The 12875-nt window shown below is 71.1% G+C and carries 15 protein-coding genes and 2 pseudogenes; 15 read left to right on the top strand and 2 right to left on the bottom strand.

All coding sequences use genetic code 11. From position 1 onward, the window contains the following. Positions 1 to 305: pseudogene (locus tag ACWC9T_RS38135) on the top strand (hypothetical protein); the annotation flags it as partial. On the opposite strand, the gene ACWC9T_RS38130 reads toward ACWC9T_RS38135, so the two are convergent. Next, positions 268 to 1506, bottom strand: a complete 1239-nt coding sequence (locus tag ACWC9T_RS38130) for an IS110 family transposase (RefSeq protein WP_449825627.1) — start codon at positions 1504 to 1506, stop codon at positions 268 to 270. The pseudogene ACWC9T_RS38135 and the gene ACWC9T_RS38130 overlap by 38 nt on opposite strands. 468 nt (positions 1507 to 1974) lie before the next feature. Between ACWC9T_RS38130 and ACWC9T_RS38125 the strand changes: the two genes are divergently transcribed. The 9 genes and pseudogenes from ACWC9T_RS38125 to ACWC9T_RS38085 all read left to right on the top strand — a co-directional run bounded on the left by ACWC9T_RS38125 (position 1975) and on the right by ACWC9T_RS38085 (position 7849). Continuing rightward, positions 1975 to 2256: a dsRBD fold-containing protein gene (locus ACWC9T_RS38125; protein ID WP_449825626.1), complete on the top strand. Its 282-nt coding sequence runs from the start codon at positions 1975 to 1977 to the stop codon at positions 2254 to 2256. A gap of 187 nt (positions 2257 to 2443) precedes the next feature. Further along, positions 2444 to 2986 carry a helix-turn-helix domain-containing protein gene (locus tag ACWC9T_RS38120; RefSeq protein ID WP_449825625.1) on the top strand — a complete coding sequence of 181 codons (543 nt, stop codon included), beginning with the start codon at positions 2444 to 2446 and terminating at the stop codon, positions 2984 to 2986. 79 nt (positions 2987 to 3065) lie between these two features. Continuing rightward, positions 3066 to 3347 (top strand): annotated as a pseudogene (locus ACWC9T_RS38115) (universal stress protein); the annotation flags it as partial. A 17-nt stretch (positions 3348 to 3364) separates the two neighbouring features. Beyond that, entirely contained in the window at positions 3365 to 3550 is a 186-nt protein-coding gene (locus ACWC9T_RS38110; protein ID WP_449825628.1) for a universal stress protein, read from the top strand. A 59-nt stretch (positions 3551 to 3609) separates the two neighbouring features. Next, on the top strand, positions 3610 to 4323 hold the full coding sequence (locus ACWC9T_RS38105; RefSeq protein WP_449825624.1) for a CBS domain-containing protein: 714 nt from the start codon (positions 3610 to 3612) through the stop codon (positions 4321 to 4323). A gap of 514 nt (positions 4324 to 4837) precedes the next feature. Continuing rightward, on the top strand, positions 4838 to 5257 hold the full coding sequence (locus ACWC9T_RS38100) for a CBS domain-containing protein (RefSeq protein ID WP_449825623.1): 420 nt from the start codon (positions 4838 to 4840) through the stop codon (positions 5255 to 5257). A 107-nt stretch (positions 5258 to 5364) separates the two neighbouring features. Further along, positions 5365 to 5796 (top strand): DUF2267 domain-containing protein, encoded by a 432-nt coding sequence (locus tag ACWC9T_RS38095; protein WP_449825622.1) that lies wholly within the window; start codon positions 5365 to 5367, stop codon positions 5794 to 5796. A 31-nt stretch (positions 5797 to 5827) separates the two neighbouring features. Then, the gene (gene pyrH / locus ACWC9T_RS38090) at positions 5828 to 6577 is read left to right on the top strand and encodes a UMP kinase (RefSeq protein ID WP_449825621.1); all 750 of its coding nucleotides are present in this window, start codon (positions 5828 to 5830) and stop codon (positions 6575 to 6577) included. A 147-nt stretch (positions 6578 to 6724) separates the two neighbouring features. Further along, positions 6725 to 7849, top strand: coding sequence for a site-2 protease family protein (locus tag ACWC9T_RS38085; protein ID WP_449825620.1), 1125 nt, complete (start codon positions 6725 to 6727; stop codon positions 7847 to 7849). 67 nt (positions 7850 to 7916) lie between these two features. Here the strand turns inward: ACWC9T_RS38085 and ACWC9T_RS38080 are convergent, their stop codons facing one another. After that, the gene (locus ACWC9T_RS38080) at positions 7917 to 8333 is read right to left on the bottom strand and encodes an Hsp20/alpha crystallin family protein (protein ID WP_449825619.1); all 417 of its coding nucleotides are present in this window, start codon (positions 8331 to 8333) and stop codon (positions 7917 to 7919) included. Positions 8334 to 8434: 101 nt separating this feature from the next. On the opposite strand from ACWC9T_RS38080, the gene ACWC9T_RS38075 reads away from it, so the two are divergent. From ACWC9T_RS38075 to ACWC9T_RS38055, 5 genes are all read left to right on the top strand, one after another. Then, a complete protein-coding gene (locus ACWC9T_RS38075; protein WP_449825618.1) occupies positions 8435 to 8833 on the top strand; it encodes a universal stress protein in 399 nt (132 codons plus the stop codon). 198 nt (positions 8834 to 9031) lie between these two features. Beyond that, positions 9032 to 10147: a baeRF2 domain-containing protein gene (locus ACWC9T_RS38070; protein ID WP_449825617.1), complete on the top strand. Its 1116-nt coding sequence runs from the start codon at positions 9032 to 9034 to the stop codon at positions 10145 to 10147. A gap of 37 nt (positions 10148 to 10184) precedes the next feature. Further along, entirely contained in the window at positions 10185 to 10985 is an 801-nt protein-coding gene (locus tag ACWC9T_RS38065) for a ribosome hibernation promotion factor (protein WP_449825616.1), read from the top strand. Positions 10986 to 11011: 26 nt separating this feature from the next. Then, complete coding sequence (locus ACWC9T_RS38060) at positions 11012 to 11248, top strand: hypothetical protein (RefSeq protein ID WP_449825615.1); 237 nt, start codon at positions 11012 to 11014, stop codon at positions 11246 to 11248. A 16-nt stretch (positions 11249 to 11264) separates the two neighbouring features. After that, positions 11265 to 12359 carry a baeRF2 domain-containing protein gene (locus ACWC9T_RS38055; RefSeq protein WP_449825614.1) on the top strand — a complete coding sequence of 365 codons (1095 nt, stop codon included), beginning with the start codon at positions 11265 to 11267 and terminating at the stop codon, positions 12357 to 12359. The last annotated feature ends 516 nt before the right edge of the window (positions 12360 to 12875 follow it).

The following is a 12875-nucleotide window of genomic DNA, read 5'->3' as shown; positions in this document are numbered from 1 at the left end:
AGCTGCGCAACCTGCAGATCCTGGCCGAGATCGCCGCCGAGAAGAACTCCACCATCGTCTTCCCCGCCCAGTTCCTCGAAAGCGCAAGGGCCCTGTCCCGCTTCGTAGAGCAGGAGAGCCGATCCGCCCAAGCCGCCCCGACCCCGCCGCCTGTACCAGCCGTGACGACAGTCCCGGCCGACGACCGCAGGCCGAGTCCGGACTGGCCCGTCCCACAGGACGAGGCCCTCACCGACCCCTTGAAAGACATCTCACGTGCCCAACAAGTCAAGCCGCGACGGCCAGATCCGCTGAGGAGGAGGTGAAGGCGTGATTCTCGTCGAAGAGCTGCCTGGTCCGCAGGCAGTGGTAGAGCTGGCCGATCATGCGGTTGAGCAGGTGCCGCTGGGCCTGGGCGTGCCAGTCGCCGCGCTCGCGCCTTCGCCGGTAGTGGGCGTCGGCGCCGGGCGAGGCCCTGAGGGCGGAGAACGCCCAGAGGAAGCCCGCCGTGATGAGCCGGTTGTTCTTGATGAAGCGGCGTCCGACGTGGCGCTTCTTGCCGGATGCGCGGGTGATCGGCGCGGAGCCGGCGTAGGCCTTGAGCGCGCGGGCGTCGGCGAATCGGGTGCAGTCGTCTCCGATCTCGGCGAGCACCCGGGCGCCGAGCTGGACTCCGAGTCCGGGGAAGCTCAGGATGATCTCAGCGTCCGGGTGCTTGCGGAAATAGGTCTCCACCGCCTCGGCGAGCTCATCGGCCGCGACACAGGCCGCATCCAACTTGCGTATCAACGCGCCGAGTTGGTGGCCCATCGCGTCCTCGACGGCGGCGGGCTGGCGGGCGTGGTCGCCGCGCAGGACCTCACGCAGGCGCTCGGCCTCGGCGTCGATGCCGCGCTTGCGGCCGGCCCGTTTGAGGGCGTCCCGCAGCTCGGGCAGGCCCAGGAGGGCGGCCCTGGCCGGGGTCGGCGCCGCCGCCAGGACGGCGCGCGCCTCCGCGCGGGCCAGGCCGTGCTGCTTGCCCAGGAAGGCGTCCAGGGCGGCCGGGTAGTACTCGCGCAGCAGCGATCGGACCTGGTTGACCAGCTGCTGGCGGTTCCAGACGGCTTCCTGCTGGGCGCGGGCGAGGACCGCGATGGCGCGGGCCTGGTCCGTGTCGGCCGGCAGCGGCCGGTGGGCGTGCATGTCGGTGCGCAGGACGTTCGCCAGCACCAGGGCGTCGCCCGGGTCGGACTTCTTGCGGGAGACGCCGTACCGGTCGCGGTTGCGGGCGGCGGCGAGGGTGTTGATGGCGTAGACGAGCCGCTTGCCGGTCCGCAGGGTGGCCACGAGCAGGCCCCGGCCGGTCTCGATGGCCACGGGTATCGGGGCCTCGGGCGTGTCGCCGTACTCGGCGAGCAGGTCGAGCAGGATCCGGTAGCCGGCCGCGTCGTCGCTGATGCGGCGCTTGGCCAGGAGCTGTCCGGTCTCGTCGACCAGGGCCACGTCGTGGTGGCGCTCGGCCCAGTCGATCCCGCAGAACACGGTCACACTGTCCTCCGTTCGGTTGTCGTTTGCGCAGGTGGTGAGCCTGTTCGGGCCACGCGGCGACCTAATTCCAAGACTCGATCGGTCCGCCATCTCACAAGCCGTTCGCGGCACCAGCGGACCGCGGGGGTCTCCATCTCGTTCAGAGCTCGAAGGCTCGGGACTGAAGCAGAGATCGCCCTGCGGCGGGCTCGCACCACGACGATCAACGTCCGGCCGACCGGACAGGGTTTCGCGGTGGCCCAAGAACGCCGGGCGCCACCGGTCTTTCATAAGGCCTCACCGGGCCGGGACACATGAGGAGTCAGCCCGGCGCCCACGCGACCACCGCGAAACCCACCCCGGATGGGACAACCGACCTCGCCCCAGGCCTGGAAACCCTGACGAGAACCGGCCCCACCCGGACCACAACTTCACCGGCCCAAACGGGCCGACTGGAGCCACTACTCACGAATTAGGACAGGCCTGGACATGAGTACGAACACAATGCGCCAGAAGCTCCGGACCAAGCACTGGACCCTGCGCCTGGACCTCTTCGAGGAAGGCGACGTCACCAAAGTGCACGCCGTACTCGACACCGGCGACAACCGGCTGGAGAGCCGCACCACCGCCCACCGCAACCCGCACGACCCGCCCGTAGCGGAGATCGGCGACGAGTTCGCCGCCGGGCGCGCCCTGGTCGACCTCGGACACCGGCTGCTCCGCGCCGGCACGACCGACGCCGCCGCGAACGAACCACCACTGCACGGCTGACAGTGAGGATGTTCATGAGCGGCTCCCGGCACGGCGACGGCACCTGTCCGCTCGCCGTCGTGCCCCGTGCCCGCCGTGACGAAGGAGAGGAAGAAGGAGCTGGTCTCCATGAACGAGGGCGGAAAGACGGTCGAGCCTCGGCCGGCCCGTCCCGGGGACCTCGGCAGGCGAGTGGCCGCGAAGGAAGTTGCTGGGGCTCAGCCGCGAGGATGTGGCCGACCGGGCGGGCATGGCGGTGGGCTATGTGGAGTACGTGGAATCCTCACCCGGTGCGCCCGATGTCGTCACCCTCACCCGGCTGGCCGGAGCGCTCAGCACGTCCGCTCGGGATCTGCTGGGCTGGGGAGTGGATGTGCCGCCCGGCCGGGGGTCCTCGGCGGCGCATCCCGTACTGAAAGAGCTTCCGGCAGAGGAGTGCTGGGCGAAGCTGGCGCGCGGCGGGATCCGCAGGGTGGCCCTGTCGACCGACAGTGGTCCCGTCGTGCTGCCGGTCAACTACCGCGTGCACGACGGCACGGTGGTCTACCGCACGGGCACCGGGAGCACCCCGGCCGGCGCCGCCGATAGCCGGGTGGGCTTCGAAGTGGACCACATCGACGAAGCCCTGGGACGGTCCGAAGAACGGCTGCGTCCGCCGTCCCTCTGCTCCTCGGCATACCGCCCTTCCGCTACTCCTCACGATCCTCCTCACTCACGAGCACGCGCGAACGGCGCGGCCGGAGGACCATGAGTAGCAGCGGGTCGATCGGCAGCCGCGCCCCGGCGGATCAGTCGGACCCGCCGAGCCTGGCAGCCGGTTCACAGGCCGCATGCCGCCGGAGGTCCCCATGAGCGACAGCCCCGCACACGCTCCCGACGGCTCGGAGCCCGCCCGCCGGGCCGTGCTCTTCGCTCTCCGTGAAGCACAGCTGCGCGGTGCCCGGCTGCACGCTGTCTGCGCCTACGACCCCGGCCGCGCTTCGCAGTCGGGCATGGAGAGGATTTCCTGGCCCGGAAGAAGCGAAGACGTGCCCCCGCACCAGCACGACCTCGTCACGCGAGAGGTGACGGACTCCGTCGAGGAGCTACGACAGCAGGTCGGCGAGCCGTCCGTAGAGGTTGAGATCCACTGCCGCGCGGCCGCCCCGCACAGGTCATGCTGGACGCCGGCCAGGACGCCGGCCTGCTCGTGGTGGGCACGCGTGGCGTCGGCGTCTGGGGACGTCTCGCGCTCGGCTCGACCAGCACCGGGGTCGTCCACCACGCCCACCTCCCCGTCGTCGTGCCATCCGAGTCCCAGGCCGCCCCCGCCTGAATCGGCGCGCTCGCCCTCCAGCCGGGGCACACGAACATGAGGACCGCCCGGAGGAGACCATGCAGCACCGCACCGTCAGCGACGTGATGACCCGGGAGGTGGTCGTCGCCCACCCCGAGACCACGTTCAAGGAGATCGTCGTACTGTTCCACCGCAACGACATCACCGCCGTGCCGGTCGTCGACGACCAGGAACACCCGGTCGGCATCGTGTCCGAGGCCGACCTGATCCGTAAGGAAGCCGGCTTGCTGGAGGAGGGCCATGCGGTCACCCGCTGGCTCCACCCGCGCGAGCGGCACCGGGCCGAGGCGGAGATCGCCGAGGGGATGATGACCAGCCCGGTCGTCACCGCGCGGGCCGAGTGGAGCCTGGTGGAGGCCGCCCGGGTGATGCACCACAGGAAGCTCAAGCGACTGCCGGTGGTCGACGAGGAAGGCCGGCTGACGGGCATCGTCAGCCGCTGCGATCTGCTGCAGCCCTTCCTGCGGGACGATGCGGCGATCCGTGAGGAGATCGTCCATGACGTCCTGCTGAAGGCGCTGTGGCTTCCGGCGGACGCGGTGGAGGTCGCCGTCGAGGACGGCGTGGTCACGCTGACCGGCAGGGTCGAACGCAAGAGCCTCATCCCCATCGTCGAGGGGATGTGCCGCTCGCTGGACGGGGTGGTAGCCGTCCGCCAGTCGCTTGGCTACGAGTTCGACGACTCCCACGTCGGCACCGGCCAGCCGGTGATGCGCGGCAAGCTCGGCTCACACTCCGCACCCCACCACTGAGCGCCCCGCCCCAGCCGGGGCACGGCGCCTCACGGCGGTTTGTCGGGGAAACGACGCCCAGCGGGACGAGCCGGGCGACGAGCCGAGCCGGCCCCGCGCCCTCGGTGACGGCGGCGACCACGTCGACGTCCTTGTACGCCTCGGGCGCCTCCACCTGCGCCCGCTCCCCTCGTGCCTCGCACCCAGGTTCGCGGGCCTTCCTCGCTCCTCCAGGCGCATGCTGCGCACCATCGCGGGCAACCCGGACTTGGAACCGGCGCAGCGACGGCCACGGTAGCCGCAGTTCGCCGACCGGCGCCTCCGCCGGCACCACGCCCCGGGTGCCGGAGACCGGCTCGGGATGCGGAGGGTCCACGCCGAGGACGACTCTGGAAGAGACGGCCCTCGCCAGGGGCGGAGAACGGTCAGGCCGGCCTGGGCCGGACGACGCGTGCGGCGCCATGCCATGGCGATCAGTCAGGCATCAGCCGCGCCTCGTAAGCCCGGGGCGCACGCCATGAAGGAGGCAACGATCATGAGCACCGCGCGGGACATCATGCACACCGGGGCGACCTGCGTGCAGGAGAGCGAAACCCTGGAGACGGCGGCGCGGCGGATGCGCGAGCTGGACGTCGGGGCCCTGCCGATCTGTGGCGCCGACGACCGGCTGCACGGGATCATCACCGACCGCGACATCGTGGTGAAGTGCCTCGCCGAGGGCAAGGACCCGAGGGCCGCGACCGCGGGCGAACTCGCCCAGGGCAAGCCGGTCACCATCGATGCCGACGCCGATCAGAGCGAGGTCCTGCGGCTCATGGAGAAGCACCGGATCCGTCGCCTGCCGGTCATCGAGGCCCACCGGCTGGTCGGCATGATCAGCGAGGCCGACATCGCTCGGCACCTGGACCGCCATGAGGTCGCCGAGTTCGTCGAAGCCGTCTGCGCCCCCGCCTGAGCCCACCGCGACCGCCCATCGGCTGCGGGCCGGTCAGGCAGGGCTGGATGAGCGGCTGCCGCACTGCGGCAGGAGCCGATGCACCGTGACACGGAGGTATGACGATCATGACTGGTACCGGACTGCCCAACTTCGACCACGCCGTCCAGACGGCGAACACCTGGCTCATCGATGTCGCCAAGGCCACCGGAAACGAGGAGGACCGCCACCGCGCCTACCGGCTGCTGCGGGCCTGGCTGCACACGCTGCGCGACCGGCTGCCGACCGACGTCGCGGCTCATCTCGGCGCGCAGTTGCCGACCCTGGTCCGGGGTGTCTACTACGAGGGCTGGGACCCGCACCCCACACCGGTGAAGTTCGACCGGCAGGAGTACCTCGACCGCTTCGGCCATGAGGCCTCGCTCGCGGCCGAGGATGCCGAGGACGCCGCCCGCGCCGTCACCGGGGCGGTTTTCCTGCACATCCCCCCGGAGCAGCTTGCGCACGTCTTCGACGCACTTCCGCACGATCTGCGCCCACTGATCACCCCCGCGGTGTAGGAGCCTGGCATTGGGGCAGGACGGTGGGGCCTTGAGCCGGTACCAGCGGGTCGTGGTGAAGCTCAGCGGCGAGGCGTTCGCGGACGCCGCCAGGTGGGGCACAGACCCGGTCTGCCTCGTACACCTGGCAGAGGAGATCCTGTCGGTGCACGAGCTCGGCGTGCAGGTCGCCGTCGTCCTCGGCGGTGGCAACTACTTCCGCGGCCGAACCGCAGCGCTTTGGGGCATCAGCCGGGCCGAAGCCGACAACATCGGCATGCTCGGTACCGTCATGAACGCGCTCATGCTGCGCGGGGAACTCACCGCACATCACGCCAAGGACGTCCGCGTCATGACGGTGGCCGAGATGCCGGCCATCGCCGAGCCGTTCATCCGGCTGCGCGCCCTGCGGCACCTGCGCCACCACCTGATCGTGCTGCTCGCCGGCGGTATCGGACAGCCCTACGTCACCACCGACTACGCCGCCGTCCAGCGCGCACTCGAGCTGGAGGCCGACGCCCTGCTGCTCGCCAAGCACGGCGTGGACGGCGTCTACGACCACGACCCGCGCACCCACCACGACGCCGTGCGCTACACCAGCCTCAGCCACCGCGAGGCCCTCGCCCAGGACGTACAGGTGATGGACACCACCGCCCTGGTCCTCGCCGCCGAACACCACCTGACCATGCACGTCTTCGACGCCGCCGCCACCGGCGCCATGCGAGCGATCTGCCAGGGAGACGACGCCGTCGGTACCCGCATCACCGACCGCGAACCGTTTGAGCGCGTCCCGAAGGTCTGAGGGCACAGGCTGGCAGGCGGCAACGCGGGGACTGACAGCCCCGGCCAAAAGCCCGAACGGCCCTGTGCCGACCCCCACCACGGGCGGAGAGTGAAGGAGCGAAGTGCCGCCGGGGCACTGGGACCGGGAGCACTGAGAGAGGTCGGGATGCACGGCTCCGCACCGCTGGGAAGGATCTTCGGCATACCGCTGCGGATCCACTGGAGCGCGCCCGTCCTGATCCTGTTCCTCGGCGTCGGCCTGGCCGGGCAGACCCTTCCGGCGTGGGTCCCGGGCCGCTCCGCCGCCGTCTACGACTTCGCCGGCCTGGCCGGGGCACTGCTGCTCACCGCGAGCCTGCTCCTGCACGAGACGGCCCATGCCGTCACCGCGCGACGGGCCGGGATGCGCGTGGATGACATGACCGTGTTCGCGCTCGGCGGCGTCACCCGCATGGGACGCGCCCCGAGCCCCAGGCTCCAGTTCACCGTCGCGGGGATCGGACCGCTGACCAGCTTGCTACTGGGCGGGCTGTCCCTCGTCGCCGGGCTCGGTACGCTCCACACCCTGCACTGGAAGGTCCCGGCGGCCGTGCTGCTGTGGACCGGCGTGGCCAACTTGCTGCTCGGCGTGTTCAACCTGCTGCCCGCCGCGCCCCTGGACGGCGGCAGGATCCTCCAGGCCGTGGTCTGGTGGCGCGGTGGCGACCGCGAGCGCGCCGAACGCGTCGCCGGCCGGGCCGGCCAGACCGTCGGCCTCCTGCTGTCCGCGGTCGGCTGGTTGGAGTTCCTCCGTGGCGTCGGTGCCGGGATCTGGCTCATCGTCGTCGGCCTGTTCATGTGGTCATCCGCCCTGGCCGAGGTCCGACGCGCGACAGTCGTGGCCGCCCTGCGCGGCGTACGGATCCGACAGGTCATGACCTCGCCTGCGGTCACCGGGCCCGACTGGCTCACCGCGGACCGCTTCCTCGCCGATCTCACCGCGCGGACCCGCCACCTGGTGATCCCGGTGCTCGACTTCGAGGGCCGCCCGAGCGGCCTGGTCGACCTCCGTGCGCTCGCGGCGCTCCCACCCGGCCGCCGGGCCGAGGTACGCGTACGCGACCTGGCCACGCCACTTGGACAGTGCGTTGTCGCCGCCCCCGGAGACGATCTCGTCGAGGTTCTGGACCGCGCGACCGCGCAGCCCCCGATCCTGGTGATCGAAGACGGCCGGTTGGTCGGGGTCGTCACCCTCGAGAACATCGACCGGACAGCCCGCAGCCGTCTCCCCGCCGCCAGCCGCAGCACATGACCAGCGCGTGACGTTCGAACCCGAATGTGCGCCGGCGGGTGCACCGCACCGGCGCTCGTGCTCATCCTCAGGAACCGCTGGCGATCTCGATCCGACGGGCCTGCTTCTCGACCTCTCCCATCGGTGCCCTCACGGTCAGCACACCCTTGTCGAAGGTCGCGGTGATGTCCTGCTCGTTCACGCCTTCAGGCAGCCGGACGCTGCGGGTGAAGGAGCCGTAGCGGAACTCCGACCGCTGCTTCTCCTTCTTCTCCTCGCTGCGTTCGGCATGGACGGTCAGCACACCGCTCTCGACCGTGATCTCGACGTCCTTCTCAGGGTCGATGCCCGAAAGCTCGGCCTTGACCACGTACGCCCCGTCCTCCTCGGACTCCTCGACCCGGATCATGTGCTCGCCCATCCGCAGTTCCACGGGGAAGTCCTCGAACCACTCCGCGAACGGCGGCCACCAGTGCGCACGCCTGTGAAGCAACTCGCCGGCCATCTCGACCCTCCTTCCCTCGTTCGGTCACCTCCTCCCATGCTGCTGCGCGGGGACGACGACCGCGATCGGAGAAACCGCGCGATGGCAGCCAACTGCTATCTGTGATCGGCGGTTTCACGAAGCACACCGAATACGATTCTGTGCAGATACCCGGTTTCACCTGCCGGAGCGACGCGACAGCCGAGAGTCCTCCCCGATCCCCAAACGCCCCGTACTCGGCATCCGCCAGGGTCACCGCGGCAGTCACGATCTGCCGCAATACCTCGTCGAAGTCCAGGTCACGGCCCGCACGGCGAGTGCCGCCTGCGCGGTCAGCCTCCCGTCGACCGGCCTCCCCGGTGCTGCTGGAGCAGGCGCGCGGCACCGACCTCCTGGTCGTGGGGAGTCGGGGCCACGGTGGCTTCGGAGGGGCACTGCTGGGCTCGATGAACCAGCACTGCGTCCAGCACGCGACCTGCCCGGTCGCCGAAGCCCTCGGCACCGCAGGCGGCCGGTCATGAACTCGCGGCTTCTGCACCGAACCCCGGTCGCGCGTATGGCGGTTGGACACCACCCTGGAACCGTGCGGGTCGCGCCAGCCGCCGAATGTGCCGCCACCGCTCGCCTGGCATCGCTTGTGCTGCGTGCCCGTCCGGGGCTTGTCCACCTCGCTCCCTGCGATCGTTCCGCATACCGCTTCGTCCCCGAGGAGGGCAGGCATGACCACTGGAACAGAAACCGGCACCGAGGTCCTGCGGGAGCTGCTCACCGTGCCCGGCCCCGTCCTGTCGGTCTACTTCGACCTTGAGGCGCGACGGGAGATGGGCCTGGACGCCGAGGAGCGCTGGCAGGGTCTGTGCCGTGAGCTCGCCGCCCACGGGGCGGAGGTCGACGACCTGGACGCCCTGACCCGAGTCTTCCTGTCCGCCCAGCCCGGCTCCGGCGTGCTCGCGGCGTTCGCCGGGGGCGGCGAGGTGCTGCACTCGGCCGTCCTGCCCGGCTGCGAGCAGACCGATCTGGCCCGGGTCGGGCCGCTGCCGCATCTGCTGCCGCTGCTGGCCTGGCGCCAGGACCACCCCGCGCACGTGGTCGCGGTCGTCGACCGCACCGGCGCCGACCTCCAGCTCTACCCGGCCGGTGCCACCGAGGGCACCCACCGGACAGTCGTCGGCCCGGACGACGAGATCGAGCGCAACCAGCCCGGCGGCATGTCCCAGATGCGCTACCAACACCGCGCCGAGGACTCCTGGGAGCACAACGCGGTCAAGGTCGCCGAAGCCCTCGGCACCGCCCTGGCCCAGGTGGACGCACACGTGCTGATGCTGGCTGGCGACGTCCGCGCCCGGCAGTACCTCACCAAGCACCTCCCCACCTGGATCCGCCACGACGTGGCGATCCACCCGGTCAGCGGCAGCCGAAGCACCGACGGCGCCCGGCCGGAACGCATGGCCCAGGTCGACACCGAGACCCACCGCGCCGGGCAGGAGGAGACCACCACGCTGCTCCGCGCCTTCACGGAGGAACTCGCCCCGCGCGGCCACGCCGTGGAGGGCATCTACCCCACCATCCGCGCCCTCGCCGACGGCGCGCTGCGCACCCTGCTGATCACCGACGACCCGGCCCACCGGCGCACCGCCTGGTTCGGACCGGGCTCCACCGACATCGCCGACCAGCGCACCTCGCTACCGGCAGACCTCACCCCCGTGGCACGAGCGGACCTGGCAGACGTCGCCATCCGGTCCGCGCTGCTCACCGGCGCAGACGTCCGGGTCCTTGCGCCCGGTGCCCCGGGAGCCCCGGCCCAGGGCATCGGCGCCCTGACCCGCTACACCTGACACCCGCACGACCACGGCCGCGAACGGAGGAGATCCGATGGCCGAACCAGTGGCCAGCCAGACACCCGAAGTCGAGATCGAAGCCCAGGGCGACCTTCCGCCCGACATGGCGGACCTCGCCCGCACCAAGGTGCTCACCCTCCTCGACGAGGTCAGAGAGCCTGTCCTGTCCGTCCGGATCCGCCTCACCCGCACGTACAACCCCGCCACCGAGCGGCCGTTCATCGCCCAGGCCAACCTCGACGTCAACGGCCGCGCCGCCCGCGCCCACGTGGCCGCCGAATCCATGCCCGAGGCGATCGACCTGCTGCGCGACCGCCTCGCGCTGCAACTGGCCCGGCTGCGCCGGCATCGGGAGTCCAGGCGCGGCGGGATGCCGAAGGCCGGCGAGCACGAGTGGCGGCACGGAGACGAGCCCACCCACCGGCCCGACTACTTCCCCCGCCCACCCGAGGAACGCGAGATCATCCGGCACAAGTCCTTCTCGCTGGCCCGCGAGACCGTGGACGAGGCCGCCTTCGAGATGGACACCATGGACTACGGCTTCCACCTGTTCACCGAGATCAACACCGGCGAGGACAGCGTCCTCTACCGTGCCACGCCCACCGGCTACCGGCTCGCCCAGGTCCACCCCCACCCCGAACAGCTCGGCACCGCCGCCATCCCGCTGACAGTCAGCCCCACTCCCGCGCCCCGGATGAACCCCGCCACCGCGAAGCGGCGCATGGATGAACTCGGGCAGCCGTTCGTGTTCTACACCGACACCGTCACCGGACGCGGCAACGTCCTCTACCACCGCTACGACGGCCACTACGGCCTGATCACCCCTGCCGAGTAGCCCAGGCACACCTTACGGAGCCCGCGATGAAACCCGACACACCCGCCACCCCGCCAGAAGTGGCCCTCCACCCGACCGGCCGCGACGTCGAGAGCGCCGTCGAGCGCGTCGAGCTGCTGGAGGCCCAGGTCCAGGCCCTCGGCCAGGCCATCCACGCCCTCATCCAGGGCCTGGAGGAAATCCCCGACCAGGAACCCGACCCCGAACGCCCCGCCCGCGCCGCCCGCCTCGCCCACGAACTCCTGCTCTCCCAAGGACTCTAGCCACTGGGGAACCGACATGAGACTGACCTTCCTCGGCCCGCTGTACGCGCGGCAGGGCCCCTACGCCTGCGCCTACGTCGACACCTCGCGCGACCTCGACGACCCCGACCGCGCGATCGAGCTGCGCCGCCACCACCTGGAGGCCCAACTCGCCGCCCAGGGCGCCGACACGGCCACCACCGGGGCCGTCACCCAGATCGTCGGCACCGACCGCGACCTTCCCGGCCGGCACGGCCAGGCGATCTTCGCCGCCCACGGGCGCCTCGCCCTCGCCGAGGAACTGCCCGACCCACCGCCCAGCGACACCGCCCGGCTCACCATGGTCCCCGACGCGATGCCGCTCGCCCTCCAGCACGCCCCGGACATCCCGTACGTGACCGCGGCCGTCCCCCGGGTCCCCCAGCCAGGAGGCGCCCCGGGGGAGGCCGAATTGGAGCTTGACCTGCAGGCCGGGCGCTGGCCTTCCGCGCGTGTGGCACCCGAAGAGCGCCGCCGGCGGCGGCTCGGAGCGGACGAGTGGCGGCTGACCGCGGTTGAGATCGCCGAGCAGCTGACCGACATGGCCGATCGCGGCGAGGCCGAGGCGATCGTGCTGTCAGGAGACCATTGGGCCCGCAACACCCTCGCCCGGGAACTGCCCAAGCGCCTGCGGCAGCGGATCGTCGGCATCGACAGCGCCGGCTGGGACGCCGAACCCGAACGCGCCCTGCTGGAGGACGAACTCGACTTCCTGTTCCGTGGCCGTCTGTCCGCTCGTGACCAGGCCTCCGTCGAGCGGTTCCTGGCCTGCCGTGCCCGCGGCAGCGGCGCCGAGGGGCTCGCGGATACCGTCGCCGCCCTGCGCCGGGGCCAGGCCGAGGCCGTCCTGATCAACGACCCGTTCGACCTGCACCAGCGGCTGTGGGTCGGTCTCGCCCCCAAGCAGATCGGCCTCACCCAGGACGAGTTGAGAGGCCTCGGGGTCGAATCCTCCTGGGAGGAACCGGCCGACGCCGCACTGATCCGCGCGATCGTCGGTACCAGCGCGGAACTCATCGTCATCCGCCGCGACGAACTGCCCCTCCCCGACGGGCTCGGCACCCTCCTGCGCTACCCGGACACCATCACGTGACGGCCGACAAGCCGATCCCCCCGGCACCGAAGTGAGGCCGGATCACCAAAGGCCCGTGCCGTTCCCGTAGTTGGTCTACGGTCGGCACGGGCCTTCATCCCTTCCCCGTGGGGGAACCTGCAAGGTGAGCTCCCTCCGGCGGCATTGCCCGGATCAGGTAATGGAGCGCCGTCGGGGTCTCGTCGACCACCCTCCGGCCTCTCAGCCCAGCCGTCGAAATCAGCTCCGGACAGCGCAGTTGGCCATCCGCAACCGCTCACGCCGAACTCCCTCGCTCGCCCTGCAGGCCGATTCCCACGCTACTCACGCCCCTCGCGGGCACCAGGGCCGAACGGCCCCCGGTCCCCGAGCCTCACGGCCATGGGAGTCCCCCGGCCGAAGGCCGGGGGAGGGTGCCGAGCGCGCGTCCTCAGTGCCGGGGCCTAGTACTGCAACCGCACTTGATCATGGTTGACTTGGCGAGTGGTTGATCTTGGGGTGGGGCAGGTCGAGGAGTGGAAGGCGGCGCTGGCGGGG

Source organism: Kitasatospora sp. NPDC001159, assembly GCF_053598235.1.
Note: the sequence above shows the minus strand (reverse complement) of the source record. Positions and strands in the feature narration are given on the sequence as shown.

Bases quoted from the DNA above. Each gene is read 5' to 3' on its own strand.
- ACWC9T_RS38105 (WP_449825624.1), top strand. From the start codon at position 3,610: ATGCAGCACCGCACCGTCAGCGACGTGATGACCCGGGAGGTGGTCGTC.
- ACWC9T_RS38080 (WP_449825619.1), bottom strand. From the start codon at position 8,333: ATGGCCGGCGAGTTGCTTCACAGGCGTGCGCACTGGTGGCCGCCGTTC.
- ACWC9T_RS38100 (WP_449825623.1), top strand. From the start codon at position 4,838: ATGAGCACCGCGCGGGACATCATGCACACCGGGGCGACCTGCGTGCAG.
- ACWC9T_RS38055 (WP_449825614.1), top strand. From the start codon at position 11,265: ATGAGACTGACCTTCCTCGGCCCGCTGTACGCGCGGCAGGGCCCCTAC.
- ACWC9T_RS38125 (WP_449825626.1), top strand. From the start codon at position 1,975: ATGAGTACGAACACAATGCGCCAGAAGCTCCGGACCAAGCACTGGACC.
- ACWC9T_RS38060 (WP_449825615.1), top strand. From the start codon at position 11,012: ATGAAACCCGACACACCCGCCACCCCGCCAGAAGTGGCCCTCCACCCG.
- ACWC9T_RS38095 (WP_449825622.1), top strand. From the start codon at position 5,365: ATGACTGGTACCGGACTGCCCAACTTCGACCACGCCGTCCAGACGGCG.
- ACWC9T_RS38085 (WP_449825620.1), top strand. From the start codon at position 6,725: ATGCACGGCTCCGCACCGCTGGGAAGGATCTTCGGCATACCGCTGCGG.
- ACWC9T_RS38070 (WP_449825617.1), top strand. From the start codon at position 9,032: ATGACCACTGGAACAGAAACCGGCACCGAGGTCCTGCGGGAGCTGCTC.
- ACWC9T_RS38065 (WP_449825616.1), top strand. From the start codon at position 10,185: ATGGCCGAACCAGTGGCCAGCCAGACACCCGAAGTCGAGATCGAAGCC.